Annotated in this window: 10 protein-coding genes; 7 read left to right on the top strand and 3 right to left on the bottom strand. The window is 49.4% G+C overall.

Annotation, left to right across the window (positions count from 1 at the left end):
- Positions 1 to 91 precede the first annotated feature (91 nt).
- Both QK890_RS08150 and thrA read right to left on the bottom strand, forming a co-directional pair.
- Positions 92 to 1,303: a cofactor-independent phosphoglycerate mutase gene (locus tag QK890_RS08150; RefSeq protein ID WP_032531726.1), complete on the bottom strand. Its 1,212-nt coding sequence runs from the start codon at positions 1,301 to 1,303 to the stop codon at positions 92 to 94.
- Between the two features lie 10 nt (positions 1,304 to 1,313).
- Positions 1,314 to 3,749, bottom strand: coding sequence for a bifunctional aspartate kinase/homoserine dehydrogenase I (gene thrA, locus QK890_RS08155; RefSeq protein ID WP_005823094.1), 2,436 nt, complete (start codon positions 3,747 to 3,749; stop codon positions 1,314 to 1,316).
- A 666-nt stretch (positions 3,750 to 4,415) separates the two neighbouring features.
- On the opposite strand from thrA, the gene QK890_RS08160 reads away from it, so the two are divergent.
- Together QK890_RS08160 and QK890_RS08165 are read left to right on the top strand one after the other, a co-directional pair.
- A complete protein-coding gene (locus QK890_RS08160; RefSeq protein ID WP_005823092.1) occupies positions 4,416 to 5,369 on the top strand; it encodes a polysaccharide biosynthesis/export family protein in 954 nt (317 codons plus the stop codon).
- A gap of 18 nt (positions 5,370 to 5,387) precedes the next feature.
- Entirely contained in the window at positions 5,388 to 7,682 is a 2,295-nt protein-coding gene (locus QK890_RS08165) for a tyrosine-protein kinase (RefSeq protein ID WP_022011551.1), read from the top strand.
- 94 nt (positions 7,683 to 7,776) lie between these two features.
- On the opposite strand, the gene QK890_RS08170 is transcribed toward QK890_RS08165, so the two are convergent.
- A complete protein-coding gene (locus QK890_RS08170; protein ID WP_005778632.1) occupies positions 7,777 to 8,184 on the bottom strand; it encodes a BT0820 family HAD-type phosphatase in 408 nt (135 codons plus the stop codon).
- Positions 8,185 to 9,007: 823 nt separating this feature from the next.
- Between QK890_RS08170 and radA the strand changes: the two genes are divergently transcribed.
- The 5 genes from radA (at position 9,008) to QK890_RS08195 (ending at position 15,703) form a co-directional block, all read left to right on the top strand.
- Complete coding sequence (gene radA, locus QK890_RS08175) at positions 9,008 to 10,375, top strand: DNA repair protein RadA (RefSeq protein ID WP_005810649.1); 1,368 nt, start codon at positions 9,008 to 9,010, stop codon at positions 10,373 to 10,375.
- Between the two features lie 63 nt (positions 10,376 to 10,438).
- Entirely contained in the window at positions 10,439 to 10,813 is a 375-nt protein-coding gene (locus tag QK890_RS08180; RefSeq protein WP_005778635.1) for a GxxExxY protein, read from the top strand.
- 43 nt (positions 10,814 to 10,856) lie between these two features.
- On the top strand, positions 10,857 to 12,446 hold the full coding sequence (locus QK890_RS08185) for an NAD(P)/FAD-dependent oxidoreductase (RefSeq protein ID WP_032538157.1): 1,590 nt from the start codon (positions 10,857 to 10,859) through the stop codon (positions 12,444 to 12,446).
- Positions 12,447 to 12,454: 8 nt separating this feature from the next.
- Positions 12,455 to 13,054 carry a response regulator transcription factor gene (locus QK890_RS08190; RefSeq protein ID WP_032531771.1) on the top strand — a complete coding sequence of 200 codons (600 nt, stop codon included), beginning with the start codon at positions 12,455 to 12,457 and terminating at the stop codon, positions 13,052 to 13,054.
- A 246-nt stretch (positions 13,055 to 13,300) separates the two neighbouring features.
- Positions 13,301 to 15,703, top strand: a complete 2,403-nt coding sequence (locus QK890_RS08195; RefSeq protein WP_122141495.1) for a TonB-dependent receptor — start codon at positions 13,301 to 13,303, stop codon at positions 15,701 to 15,703.
- Positions 15,704 to 15,804: the final 101 nt, after the last annotated feature.

The raw sequence follows: 15,804 nt of genomic DNA on the forward strand, positions 1-15,804 counted from the left end.
ACAAATTTTCGCAGATTAATAATATAGATCGTTGATATTTAAGATTAAAAGTTCTGTGTTAATCCGTGTAATCTGTGGTGAACCGTATTCGCTAATGATTCATAAACTCTTTGATAAATTCGTCCTCTTTCATCAGCCCGTAGCTCCCTTCCACTGCTGCCATTTCATCGAAAGTCTGCACACTGTCCGGTTCGATGCCCGGATACCAGATGAAAAACGGTACCGGTTCATTAGTATGCGTGCGCAGCTCGCAAGGAGTGGGATGGTCGGGCAATACGGCGATGGCCACCGGTTCGTCCCAATCCTTCACCGCCTCGTAGACAGGGCCTACGGCACGGCTGTCCAGGTTCTCGATGGTCCGCAACTTCAGTGCTACGTCACCTTCGTGCCCGGCTTCGTCACTGGCTTCGATGTGCAGATAGACAAAGTCATCCGTCCTCAAGGCTTCCAATGCGGCGGCCACCTTATTCTCATAGTTGGTGTCGTACAGTCCCGTCGCCCCTTCCACCGCGATGCGGCGCAGTCCGGCATAATATCCGATACCGTTGATCAGATCGACAGCCGAGATTACGGCTCCCCTCTTCACTTGCGGAAATGTATCGGACAGACGTTCCATCTGCGGACGATAACCCGGACTCCACGGCCAGATACTGTTGGCAGGGTCCTTGCCTTCGGCCATCCGCTTCAGGTTCAGCGGATGATCCTTCAGCAGTTCCTGCGACTTCAGGATCAGTTCGTTGAGCAAGCCGGCTGTCTCTTCGGCCTCCGGCACCAGCGGTTTCACCATCAGCGGACGGAAAGGCTTTAAAGGCACATCGTGCGGCGGAGTGCAGTCCAACTGCTTGTTCCCCCCTTTCACCACCAGCAAATGGCGGTATTGCACACCGGTATGAAACCGCACCCGGTCGTCACCTAACTTCTCCTGAAGATATTGAATCAACACATCCGCCTCTTCCGTGGTGATATGCCCGGCCGAATGGTTCTTCAGGATATCCCCTTCCGTACAAATCAGGTTGCAACGCATCGCCATCTCGCCCGGCTGCAGATCTACACCGATACTGGCGGCCTCGAGCGGCCCGCGCCCCTCGTATACCTGCGGAAGATTGTATCCCAAAACCGACATGTTGGCTACTTCACTTCCCGGATGAAACCCGTCGGCTACGGTCACCAACCGTCCGACCCGTCCCATGCGGGCCAGTTTATCCATATAAGGCGTTTTTGCATATTGCAGGAGCGTCTTGCCTCCCAACGATTTCACAGGCCAGTCGGCCATTCCATCGCCTAACAGGATGATGTGTTTCATAAGCTTCTTTTTATACGTTTGCAATACTCATGATGTCGGCAAACACACCGGCGGCTGTCACTCCGGCACCCGCACCGTATCCCTGAATCATCATCGGGTATTCCTTATAGCGCTCGGTAGTCAGCAGGATGATGTTGTTGCTGCCCTCCAGTCCGTAGAAAGGATGGTTGCGGTCCACTTCCTGCAAGCCTACGGATGCCTTACCGTTTTCCAACTTGGCAACGAAACGCCAATGTTTATTCTCGCTTTCGAGCACCTTGCGGCGGGCCTCGAAGTCAGCATCCAGACTGGGTACCTTCTTCCAGAAGTCTTCCAGCGAACCTTCGAAAAAGTCGTTCGGCACAAACAGGTTCTTTTCAACCTCTTCCTGCTCCAGCTTATATCCGGCTTCGCGGGCCAGGATCACCAGCTTACGGATCACATCCTTGCCACTAAGGTCGATACGCGGATCAGGTTCGGAGTAGCGTTCCTCCTGCGCCATCTTGATGGTACGGCTGAAAGGCACATCGGCACTGATCTTATTGAAGATATAGTTCAGTGTGCCCGAAAGGACGGCTTCGATTTTCAGGATCTTGTCACCGCTATGTATCAAGTCATTGATGGTATTGATAATCGGAAGTCCGGCACCCACGTTGGTTTCAAACAGATATTTCACACCACGCTGACGGGCTATCAGCTTCAGTTCGCGGTAATTCTCGTAAGCCGACGAAGCAGCGATCTTATTGGCCGCCACCACAGAGATGTTGTGTTGCAGGAAGTCCTTATACAAAGATGCGATGTCCGGACTGGCCGTACAATCCACAAATACCGAGTTGAATATATTCATGCCGATAATCTCTTCGCGGATAGTGTCCAGCGAACTGTCGGTTCCTTTCTCTTTCAACTCCTCACGATAGTTGCCCAAGTCGAATCCGGCACGGCTGAACATCGCTTTCGTCGCATCGATGATACCCACCACATGCAGTTTCAGCCCATTCTCCATCATCAGTTTCTTCTGTTGCTGGCGTATCTGTTCGACAAGGCTTCCACCCACCGTACCCACACCGCAGATAAAGAGGTTGAGCACCTGGTATTCCGAGAGGAAGAAAGAGTCGTGGATCACGTTCAGCGATTTACGCAGTGATTTTGAATCGACCACAAACGATATATTGGTTTCGGACGCTCCCTGCGCACAGGCAATCACATTGATGCCATTCCGTCCCAGCGTGCCGAACAGCTTTCCGGCAATACCCGGTGTATGTTTCATATTCTCACCTACGATAGCCACAGTAGCCAGGTTCTTTTCTGCCTGGATAGGCGAGATCTCACCCATCTCGATCTCTTTGGCAAACTCTTCGTTCAGCACCTCACAAGCCAGATCGGCATCGGCATTACGCACACCGATAGAGGTACTGTTCTCTGAGGAAGCCTGCGAAACGAGGAACACACTGATGCCGTTCTTTGCCAACGCCTTAAAGATGCGGTAGTTTACACCGATCACCCCCACCATACCCAAACCTTGCACCGTAATCAGGCTCGTGTCGTTGATAGACGAAATACCTTTGATGGCCTTGCTCTTCGTATGGTCTACATTCTGCTTGATCACCGTTCCCTGCCCATCCGGATTGAATGTGTTTTTAATCAGAATCGGTATATTCTTGTGACACACCGGATAGATGGTAGGCGGATAAACCACTTTTGCACCGAAGTTACAAAGCTCCGTCGCTTCAACATAGGTCAGCTCACTGATGGTGTAGGCCGTACTGATCACCCGCGGATCGGCAGTCATAAAGCCATCCACATCTGTCCATATCTCCAGGCTATCGGCACCGAGGGCTGCAGCAATGACGGCGGCAGTATAGTCGGAGCCACCGCGTCCCAGATTGGTCACGTCTCCCGAAACCTTATCAGAAGAAATAAATCCCGGTACGAGTGATACCTGTGGAATCTCTTTGAAAGCCTCCCGCACCAACCGATTGGTCAGTTCCGTATCCAGTGTATGCTTATTGTGTTTTTTTTCTGTCTTGATAAAAGTGCGTGAATCGAACCACACAGCCCCCTGAATCAGCCGTGACGCAATCAGTGAAGACAGGCGTTCACCATAGCTGACAATGGTATCGGATGTTTTCGGGGAAAGGTCTTTAATCAGATAAATGCCCTGAAAAATATCTTTCAGTTCATCAAGCAATTCATTCACTTGATAGTGCAACAAAGTTTGAGTTTCTCCGGCAGGAATCACTCCCTTTACCATTTCTTCGTGACGGCGTACTATTTCCCGATATGCCCCTTCGTAAGCTGCATCGCCGGTGGCGGCCATTCGGGAAGTACTAATCAACTGGTCAGTGATCCCGCCCAATGCGGACACTACAACGATTACCGGCTCACCGGCAGACTCTACGATTTTCTTTACGCTTAAAATGCTGTTCACGGAACCTACGGACGTTCCGCCGAATTTCATTACTTTCATGCAGATACTTATTTAATGAAATGCTTTGTACGCTCCTTAAGGCATACAAAACCACTTTTGTTGATACAAATAATAAAATATAAAATTGAGTTTTGCTTACTTCCTGTAAGCGTGAATCACGTAGATACACATCATACTATATATTAACCCCTAAGGGTCATCCCCATTGTCCCCTGTGTCCCGATCATCAGGATACACATCGATGTGACTGTATGTGGATAGTAATGCATCATTGTCTCTGTTTCTACTTTTGATTTTGATAAGATGTTGCAAAAATAAGAATAATTTCATTCAATCTATCACTTTTTGCGATTATTTTGCGATAAAAATACAGATAAGCTCCGAAAGAGAATAAAAAATGTAGAATAGCAAGCTCCATGCCGTCCTCTTTCCATCTTACCGGGAACCGCTTCCTTCTTTCTATCGCCTCCTGTTTATGGCAAATTCCATAAAAGAAAAAAGTTAAACCGGACTTATGATGAAATAAAGAATCAATATTATTGCCTTTTATAAATTATTGATTATTTTTGCACTCAGTTTAAAGAGCGTTGATGTATCTTTTAAACTAAACATATTTAAGTAGTTAGAAGCGTTTACCATATTATTCTTGTCAAAGGAAATCGCCAATTTCAGAGGAGTATAAGAATAATAGGCAACAAAACGCTCATGCTCAATGTATATCCTTCAATAGTATATAGTTGGGCGTGGGCTGTTGTCTTTATTATCTATACTCAGGCGTTTGGCGATGCCTCTTTGACAGATAACAGCAACAGTTCCCACGCTTTTTTTATTTACTCAAACGCCGGTTCGGGGAATGACGGGCAGCGATATACAATGATGAAAGAAACCGTATGGACAGCGTTATTTTGGTGCATTCTCTGCACATCATGTTCCTCAAGCAAACGAGTAGCTTATTTACAGCAGTTAGGTACGGAGCAGAACAATGCTCTTGTAGAGTTCAATGCCCGTATCATGCCGAAAGATTTGCTTACGATTTCCATTAGCTGCTCCGAACCGGAAGCGGCCCTCCCTTTCAATTTAATAGTACCCACATCACAAAACGAGCTTAATACCACCAACTCGACGAGCCAACCGATCCTGCAAAACTATCTGGTGAACAGTGAGGGAAGGATTACCTTACCCGTACTTGGAGAGTTAAAGGTAGAGAGAATGACAACCCAGGAGATTTCGGATATGATCGCCGAGAAGCTGAAACGCTATCTGAAAGAACAGCCCATTGTTACGGTGCGCCTGGTGAATTATAAAATCTCCGTAATCGGAGAAGTAAACCATCCCGGCATATATACGGTAAACAATGAACAGGTGAATCTTCTTGAAGCAATAGCAATGGCAGGTGACCTTACCATCTATGGCAAACGGAACAACGTACGCATCATCCGCAAAGAAAACAACCGGCAACGATTAATCACCGTCAACCTCAATGATGTAAACGTCATCCACTCTTCCGATTTTTATCTGCACCAGAACGACATTGTATATGTGGAACCCAATAAAGCCAAAACACAGGGAGCCAATATCGGTTCTTCCACCAATCTGCTGATTTCTATTACATCTATATTAATATCAATGGCCGGACTGATTGTGACCATATTAAGATAACAAAACAAATTACGCCCCATGGAAAACGAACAGAAACAACAAGAACAGGAAATAGACTTAATCGAACTATTCTATAAAATCATAGTACACTGGAGGTGGTTCCTGATAGCAATCGCTGTCGCACTGACAGGCGCATATATCTATGTACACATCACCACACCGGTATACCAGGCTTCAGCCTCGGTAGTGATCAAAGATTCTGAAGGAAGCGACAAAGCAATCAACGATCTGTTTAATCAAGTATCTCCGTCCAATATGGCGGCAACAAATACTCAGATAGAAGACGAACTGGAAATATTGCGTTCAAGATCCATATTATTGCAAGTCATCAACGAACTGAATATGCACACGAGCTATAGAATAAAGGAAGGACTCGGATATACGGAGACCACCACCCCTCCCATCAGCGTGACGTTGGAGAAAGCCGCAATGGATACTTTACAGGAGGCACTGCTGATACAAATAGAGAAAATGGGCGATCATTATGAAGCGCGGAGTGCCCTGCATGACATTTGCCTGACAGAATCTTTCACCACCTTTCCCGCAACCATAAAGACTCTGGCAGGATTATGTACCTTGGAGTTACTTCCCAATAGAACTTTCGACCGGACCGTCAAGGTAAATATCTGCCGGCCGACAGACGCAGTAAACCATTACTTGCAAAAGCTGACCGTTGCCACAACTTCGAAAAAGACATCCATCATCAGCCTCACTTTCAAGGATACAGATAAGAAGCGGGCAGAAGCATTTCTTATCAAACTAATAGAAGTCTACAACCGCGATGCCATGAACGACAAGAATAAGGTAACAGGAAATACATTGATCTTTCTGGAGGAAAGGCTGGACAGCATCAGCCGTGAATTGGGATTTGTAGAAAAACATCTGGAACAGTATAAAGAAAAGGAAAGACTGATCGATCTTAAAACGAACATGGATCTCGACTTGAACACCAACAACGAATACGAAAAGAAGCTGCTGGAAGTGGAAACCCAATTGAACATGACCACCTACATCTACGATTATCTGAAAGATGAACAGTATCACTTCTCCCTATTGCCGGTAAATACCGGGATTTCGGACATGGAATTGATGCGTCTGATTAACGAATACAATAAGGAACTACTGGAACGTGAACGCCTGTTGAATACCATGAAGCCGGACAATCCTACCATTGTAAACCAAAATATAAACATCACGGCTTTGCGAAAAAACATCTTGTCATCTGTCACGGGAGTCAAAGAGGGACTCGAGATTGCCCGCAAGGATATCATACGCAAGACGAACTATTTCAATTCACGTATTGGCAACATGCCCAAACAGGAGAGAGAGTTCAATAACATAGACCGCCAACAGCAGATCAAGGCTAACCTGTATCTGATGCTATTGGAACGGCGCGAACAGGCCACCATCTCTTTGGCGGCAACCATAAATAAAGCAAGGGTGATCGACGCACCGTTAACCGCCGATGCTCCCATTGCCCCCAAGAGTCCGATGATTTATGCAGGAAGTTTGTTTATGGCTTGCATCATGACCATAGCACTGATTCTGTTCAAAGACATGTTCCGTACCAAGATTTCATCAATATCCGAGGTAGAAGCCATACAACTTCCCATAGTAGGGACGATTCCCCTCGATAAAGAACAAATCGGTGTGACCGAAGGCAAGAACGGGCTTATGGAAGAGTCTTTCCGCCGACTGCGAAGCAACCTGCGTTTCTTGACGGAAAAAGGAGACGAGAAGTGCATACTCATTACCTCGTCCACCAGCGGAGAGGGCAAGAGCTTCATCAGTATCAACTTAGCCCTTTCCTTTGCTTTTCTCGGATGCCGGGTACTCATTGTCGGTTTAGACATCAGACGCCCCCGGTTAGCAGAGCATTTTCATATTCAGAACCGGCAAGGAATAACGAATTTCCTTGCCGGAAACGAGGTAAAACCGGAAAGTATCATTTATCCATCGGGGGTACACGAACTGTTATCCGTGGTTCCATCGGGTCCTGTCCCTCCCAATCCGGCAGAACTGTTGGAAAGGGAAAGGCTGAAGGATGCCTTTACTTACTTCCGGAAGCACTTCGACTATATCATTGTAGACTCAGCACCTACCGGCTTAGCCAGTGATACGCTGAGCTTAAGCAAAGTGACGGACTTCACACTATACGTTTGTCGCATAAATTATACCTACAAGAATGTATTGCCTGAGATTGTGAATACGGAACGTACAGGACGGTTAAACCACATTTCACTGATTGTAAACGGTGGTAATCTGTCAGAGAAGAAATACGGATACGGTTACGGATATGGACATACCCATTAAACGTATCATCAATAATACCAACTTTTCATTTCATCTTTTCAAAAGAGAATGCTGTTATAACGGCAGACGTAAACTCTGCACAAACGGCATTCTCTTAAAACCACCCTCTCTTTTTCTTTTTCAGTACATCATCTCCTGAAGCATAAATGTCCCGGTACGTTTTGTGTTCTTTTATCATCCGGTATACAATACCCCAATCGAGCAGTCCTCCCACATTACGGTCGTCAATAAAGAGATCGGCTTTCAGTTTCCTGGAGAATCCGTCATCCTGAAGTTTTTGTTCGGGGTACTCCTTGTTAACGGCATAAAACTCCACCCCTCTTTCTTTGCACCATGCCACGGCCTCGTCCAGTAGTTTGCCTTCGCGCACACTCCATAAAATAAGTCTGTGGTGCTCTTGTTGCAACAGCTTCAAGGTTTCCACCGCAAAAGGAATCTCATTACCAATGCCGGGATAGCGGTCCGTCACTATAGTTCCGTCAAAATCAACTGCAATCGTCATAGTGTCATGCTTTTATAATTATCCAAACAAAGATAATACTTACCAATCGAATTTACTCAAAACCTACAGAATAAAATAACAGCACACAGTATCCAAACAGATCCGCCGGCAATAAAAGAAGCAATTATCTTTTTGTCAAAACGATATTCCTAAGAGCTCAGAATCCATTATTCTGGGCACAGGATAAAGAATGGTTCAAAAAACGCCGTCATTTTGTTTAAGACACAATCAGATTGATACTGAAACGCGTTTTTCTCAAACAAGAAGAAAGTAAAGAAGTCTTTTCTGCCCGATTCAGACGGATATAGTTACCAAATACCATCTTTTCAACAGCTTCAGCCCGATCAAGATCCATAACCAACCAGCGCTACAAGAAGTACAATCTCTCCCCGGCAGAGGCTCTCTTTTCAGGAAACGAAGCCTCTGCCGGCAGGAAGTTGACACTCTACTTGCACGAAGTTAACATTGTGCCGTCACGAAGTTAACATCCTGCCGCTATGAAGTTAGCATCTTACCGCAACGAAGTTAATAACCTGAAGCCCTAAAACCGAATAAACTAACGACGGAAATGCGGAATATGCAGTTATTTGGGAATATTTATTCAAGTTCCATTTCCGGAATGCAATCTTATCGCACAAAGCTTGTCAGCGAAGCCGGCCAATAGGCGACATTGAGTCAGCAATCCGTTCATTTCGCTGACAATCGGCCAGATGCTGTATCCAAAAGAATAACGGCTTCCCGGCATTCAAAAGTCAAAAGCTATATTCTGTTTGGCAGAAAAAGACGAAATGCGTAACTTTGAGACCTATTTATCAAGAGATCAATGGCAAAAGAGAAAACCGTTTATGTATGCAGTAACTGCGGACAGGAATCACCCAAATGGGTGGGCAAGTGTCCTTCGTGTGGCGAGTGGAATACTTATGTAGAAGAAATCGTACGCAAGGAGGTTCCGAATAAACGTCCGGTATCGGGCATCGAATCGCCTAAAGCCAAACCTGTCACCCTGAACGAGATCGAAGCGGACGAGGAACCCCGCATCGACATGCACGACGAGGAGTTGAACCGGGTACTGGGCGGCGGACTGGTGCCGGGATCACTGGTGCTGATCGGTGGCGAACCGGGTATCGGAAAATCGACTCTGGTACTTCAAACCGTGCTCCACATGCCCGAACGCAGGATACTCTACATCTCCGGAGAAGAGAGTGCAAGGCAACTGAAGCTCCGCGCGGACCGACTGACACAAACGTCGAGCGACTGCCTGATTGTGTGCGAAACGTCGTTGGAGCAGATCTATGTGCACATTAAGAATACACGTCCGGACCTGGTAATCATCGACTCCATACAGACCATATCCACCGAAAGCATCGAGTCTTCGCCGGGAAGTATCGCGCAAGTGCGGGAGTGCTCGGCCTCCATTCTCCGTTTTGCCAAAGAGACGCATACTCCGGTATTACTGATCGGGCATATTAACAAAGAAGGCAGCATTGCCGGTCCGAAGGTACTGGAACACATCGTAGACACCGTGCTCCAGTTTGAGGGGGACCAGCATTATATGTACCGCATCCTGCGCAGCATCAAGAACCGCTTTGGCAGTACGGCCGAACTGGGTATTTACGAGATGCGGCAAGACGGTCTTCGCCAGGTCAGCAACCCGTCGGAGCTGTTGCTATCGCAAGATCACGAAGGCATGAGCGGGGTAGCCATCGCATCTGCCATCGAAGGAGTCAGGCCGTTCCTGATAGAAACACAGGCACTTGTCAGTTCTGCCGTTTACGGCAATCCGCAACGTTCGGCAACCGGATTCGATATCCGCCGCATGAACATGCTGCTGGCTGTGCTCGAGAAACGTGTCGGCTTCAAGTTAGCACAGAAAGATGTCTTTCTAAATATTGCCGGAGGGCTGAAGGTGAACGACCCTGCCATCGACCTGGCTGTTATCAGTGCCATCCTTTCATCCAATATGGATGCCGCCATCGAACCGGAAGTCTGTATGGCAGGTGAAATCGGGTTGTCCGGTGAAATCCGTCCGGTGAACCGGATCGAACAACGTATCGGTGAAGCCGAGAAGCTTGGATTCAAACGGTTTATCCTGCCTAAGTATAATATGCAGGGAATCGACATGAAGAAGCTGAAGATAGAACTGGTGCCGGTGAGAAAGGTGGAAGAGGCGTTCCGGGGACTCTTCGGATGAGTTCACCACAGAGGACACAGAGGACACGGAGGACACGGAGTTAAAAAATAGAAAGACATAGGAATGGAAGAGATTAATATACTTACCAGCAAGGTTCTGGGATTAGCTTTCGAAGTACATACGCAACTGGGAGCGGGATTATTAGAAAGTACTTATGAGACATGCTTATTCCACGAAATTATCGAAGCTGGCATAAAAGTGGAAAGACAAAAGAAATTGCCTATCATATATAAAGGTAGTAAACTGGATACCGACTATCGGTTGGACTTACTAATTGACGACCGGCTTATTATAGAGCTAAAAAGCGTGGAAGCGCTACTTCCGGTACATTCTGCCCAAATCCTGACTTATATGAAATTGAGTAATATTAAGTACGGACTATTATTAAACTTCAACGTTGCAAGCCTCAAATACGGCATCAAACGTTTCATATTATAAACTAATTAAACTCTGTGACCTCTGCGTCCTCTATGGTGAACCTATGATACAAGAATACCAACTACGAATCCTCCCTGAAATTGCCGCCAACGAGCAGCAACTCAAGACATACCTTTCTCAGGAGAAAGGGCTGAACCTGCGTGATGTAACCTCTCTCCGCATACTGAAACGGAGCATAGACGCCCGGCAACGCACCATCTTCGTCAACCTGAAAGTGCGGGTATACCTCAATGAAATGCCGACGGATGATGAATACGAACGTACTATATATAATAAGGTGGAAGACAAGCCACAGGTAATTGTTGTGGGCGCCGGACCCGGCGGATTGTTTGCCGCACTGCGACTGATAGAACTGGGGCTGCGTCCCGTCGTCGTAGAGCGTGGCAAAGATGTACGCGAGCGCAAGAAGGACCTGGCACAAATCAGCCGGGAGCACCGGGTAGACCCGGAATCGAACTATAGTTTCGGTGAAGGGGGAGCAGGCGCTTACTCGGACGGGAAACTATATACCCGGAGCAAAAAGCGGGGAAACGTGGACAAGATACTGAACGTATTTTGCCAGCACGGGGCTTCCACCGCCATCCTGGTGGACGCCCATCCGCACATCGGTACGGATAAACTGCCACGGGTGATAGAGAACATGCGTCATACGATTATCGAATGTGGCGGTGAGGTGCACTTCGAAACCCGGATGGACGCACTGATCATCGAGAAGGGGGAGGTGAAAGGCATTGAAACCCAGACGGGCAAGACATTCCTCGGACCTGTCATTCTGGCGACAGGGCACTCGGCACGGGATGTATACCGATGGCTGGCGGCCAACAAGGTGCCCATCGAGGCGAAAGGCATTGCCGTCGGGGTACGCCTGGAACATCCGGCAGGACTGATAGACCAGATCCAATACCACAACCGGAACGGGAGAGGGAAATACCTGCCGGCAGCCGAATACAGTTTCGTCACACAGGTGGAAGGCCGGGGGGTATACAGCTTCTGCATGTGTCCGGGAGGATTTATCGTACCTGCCGCCAGCGGGCCGGAGCAGGTGGTGGTCAATGGAATGTCGCCCTCCAACCGTGGCTCCCGGTGGAGCAACTCGGGCATGGTGGTGGAGATACAGCCGGAAGACATCATGAACGACGAACGGTTAACGATGAACGATGAAGCAGAAGGGAGCCATCCCGAGCTGGCGGTGCTGCGCTTTCAGGAAGAGCTGGAGCGCCAGTGCTGGCTGCAAGGAGGCAGACGACAGACGGCTCCCGCCCAGCGCATGGCAGACTTCACACGCAGGAAGCTGAGTTACGACTTACCGGAATCGTCGTACAGCCCGGGGCTTATCTCTTCTCCGCTGCACTTCTGGATGCCGGAGTTCATCACCGGCCGGCTGTCACAGGGTTTCCAGCAGTTCGGACGCAGCAGCCACGGATTCCTCACCAACGAGGCGGTGATGATAGGCGTAGAGACACGGACTTCATCGCCGGTACGCATCGTGCGGGACAAGGATACATTGCAGCACATCACCCTGCGCGGACTCTTCCCGTGCGGTGAGGGGGCCGGTTATGCGGGGGGCATCGTCTCGGCAGGAATCGATGGAGAACGATGCGCAGAAGCAGTAGCACAATTTATGAATCAATAGGACTTATGATGAATCACCAACCCGAAATAGCCATCGTAGAGGCGAACACCCTCACCAGCCTGGGACTGAAAACAATCCTGGAGAGGATGATCCCCATGGCAGTCATCCGCACGTTTCCCGGTTTCGGCGAACTGATGGACGACACGCCGGACATGTACGCTCATTACTTTATCTCCGCACAGATATATGTGGAGCATAATGCTTTCTTCCTCCCCCGGAAACGGAAAACCATCGTACTGGCGGGAGACAGTCACCAATTCCAGCTTTCGGGCGTCCCGATACTCAACATCTACCAAACGGAAGAGGGGTTGGTGAAGGATATCCTGAAACTCCACCAGCACGCGCACCACGACGGTTATCCGGTGAAGGACATGCCTCCTGCCCCGCCTGCCGCCACCGGACACGAGCTTTCGGCACGCGAGATCGAGGTGCTGGTGCTGATCACCAAAGGGCTGATCAACAAAGAAATCGCCGACAAGCTGAATATCAGCCTCACTACGGTGATCACACACCGGAAGAACATCACCGAGAAGTTGGGCATCAAGTCGGTCTCCGGGCTGACCATCTACGCGGTGATGAACGGATACGTGGAGGCGGACAGGATATAAACCGGGAATTCACCACAGAGGACACAGAGGGCACAGAGGATATTTTGAGTTATCGATTGCGCTGTGGGCGCTGTCCGCCTTGTCCGCTCTGTGTATCCTATATGCACTACCCTATATTCACCATATACCTTACTCTGTGCCCTCTGTGTCCTCTGTGGTGAATCCGATATATCCTAATAAATGAGGATTGCCGTTTAACATTTTTTGCTGCATCTTTGCAAACGAATCAATGAAAAGATACAGTAAATGAAGAAAAACAGCATTCTTATTGCTCTTGCCCTCTTTTCGGCCAGCGGAACATGGGCCGGGGAGCTGCCGAAGGACACACTGAAGGTGATAGACGTAGAAGAAATCGTAGTCATCGCCGCTCCGAAAGAAAACCGCAAACTACGGGAGCTGCCGACCGCGGTCACCATGCTCTCGCAGCAGGATATGCAGGCCAACCAGGTAAATTCCATCAAAAGCCTGACTGCCCTTGTGCCGAATATCTTCATACCGGACTATGGTTCCAGGCTGACTTCCGCCATCTATATCCGCGGAATCGGCTCACGCATCAACACGCCTTCCGTGGGGTTGTATGTGGACAACGTACCTTATATCGACAAATCGGCGTTCGACTTCAACTACGCCGACATCGAACGCATCGACGTGCTGCGCGGCCCTCAGGGGACTCTCTACGGGCGCAACACCATGGGCGGACTGATCAAGGTGCACACCAAATCGCCTTTCAGCTATCAGGGCACCGACCTCCGTCTGGGTGCCGGAAGTTACAACAATTACAACGCTTCGGTGACCCACTACCATCGTGTATCGGATCAATTCGCTTTTTCAACGGGCGGATTCTACGAATACGGCGGCGGATTTTTCAAGAATACCTACCTTAACAAAAGAATAGACAAGAGTCAGGCAGCAGGCGGACGGTTCCGCGGCATTTACCTGCCCGGCGAGAACCTGAAGCTGGACCTGAACATCAGCTACGAGTACAGCCACGAAGGGGGATATCCGTACTTCTACACAGGAAGAGTGGACCCGGCGGAAAGAGAGGACGATCCGCGAAAAGAACGAATCGGCAAGATCTCGTACAACGATGAGAGCACCTACCGCCGCGGGCTGCTGAATGCGGGAGTCAACATAGAGTACCAGGCGCAGAAGTTCATCCTGAGCGCCGTAACCGGATTCCAGAACCTGAACGACCGCATGTTTCTCGACCAGGACTTCACGGAGAAGAACCTGTTCAACCTGATTCAGAAGCAGAAGCTGAATACCCTCTCGGAGGAAGTGATGCTGAAATCGAAACCGGGAAGCAACTGGCAATGGACTACGGGCGCCTTCGGTTTCTATCAGTGGCTGAACACGGACGGACCGGTGATATTTAAAGAAGACGGGGTAAAAGAGGTGATAGAGGGAGGCGCCAACAAGGCCTTCGCCAACTTAGGCCCCAAAGCCCCCCGGATGGCGCTGACGGTGAACAACCCGACACTCCGCGTCAGTGGCAACTTTGACACTCCGATACTGAGCGGAGCGATCTACCACCAGTCTACATTCAACAACCTCTTCACCGAAGGGCTCTCCTTTACCGCCGGCCTGCGCCTGGACTATGAAAAGATATCGATGACGTACAACTCCGTCAGCGACCCGATGGACTTTGATTTCAGCATCAGCATGCCGCCCATGCTGAACCTGAAGGACCAGCACATGAAGGCCCCGGCATCCTTCAAAGGCAAACTGAAGAACGATTACCTGCAATTGCTCCCCAAATTCGCCCTGCAATATGAATGGCAAAAAGGGAACAGCGTCTATGCCACGGTTTCACGCGGCTATCGTTCGGGAGGATACAACGTGCAGATGTTCTCCGACCTGGTGCAGAGCGAACTGAAGAACTCGATGAAAACCGCCATGATGGAAAGCGACGTGTTCAAGAAATACGCCGGGATGATCGGCCAGATGATGCCGGAAGAGAAGATCGACGTGAAGGCATCGACCACGTATAAGCCCGAATACTCGTGGAACTACGAAGCGGGCGCGCACCTCACCCTGTGGGAAGGCCGTCTCTGGGCCGACCTCGCCGCCTATTATATGGATACGCGCGACCAGCAGATAGCGCAGTTTGCCGAAAGCGGACTGGGACGCATCACCATCAATGCCGGCAAGAGCCGAAGTTATGGCGCCGAAGTCGCCCTGCGCAGCAGCCTGACAGACGCGCTCAGCCTGAACGCTAACTACGGATATACGTATGCCACGTTCACCGATTACGTCGTCCGCCAGAAAACGGAGGACGGCAGCCTGCAAGAAAAAGAGAACTATAACGGCAACTACGTGCCTTTCGTCCCCAAACACACGCTCAACGTGGGCGCGCAATACATCTTCCGCATCGCTCCCCGCCACTGGCTGGACCGGGTACAGGTGAACTTGAACTACAACGGTGTCGGACGGATCTACTGGACGGAGCAGAACAACGTCAGCCAGTCGTTCTACGGAACCCTGAACGGACGTGTCAGCCTGGAGAAGGGAAACGGACAGATCGGATTCTGGGTACGCAACATACTGGATAAGGAATATGCCGCGTTCTATTTCGAATCAATGGGCAACGGATTCATGCAAAAAGGCCGTCCGGTGCACTTCGGGGTAGACGTGCGCTGCCGGTTCTGACGCCGAAGCCTGCGCCTCCGGAAGGACGCCCGAAGGGGGCGGAAACAACGGTGCACCGTTCTTGAGGAAACGGTGCACCGTTTTTCCGACGGCGGTGCACC

This window comes from Bacteroides sp. NGMCC 1.200775, assembly GCF_040798045.1.
Taxonomy (GTDB): Bacteria; Bacteroidota; Bacteroidia; order Bacteroidales; family Bacteroidaceae; genus Bacteroides; species Bacteroides hominis.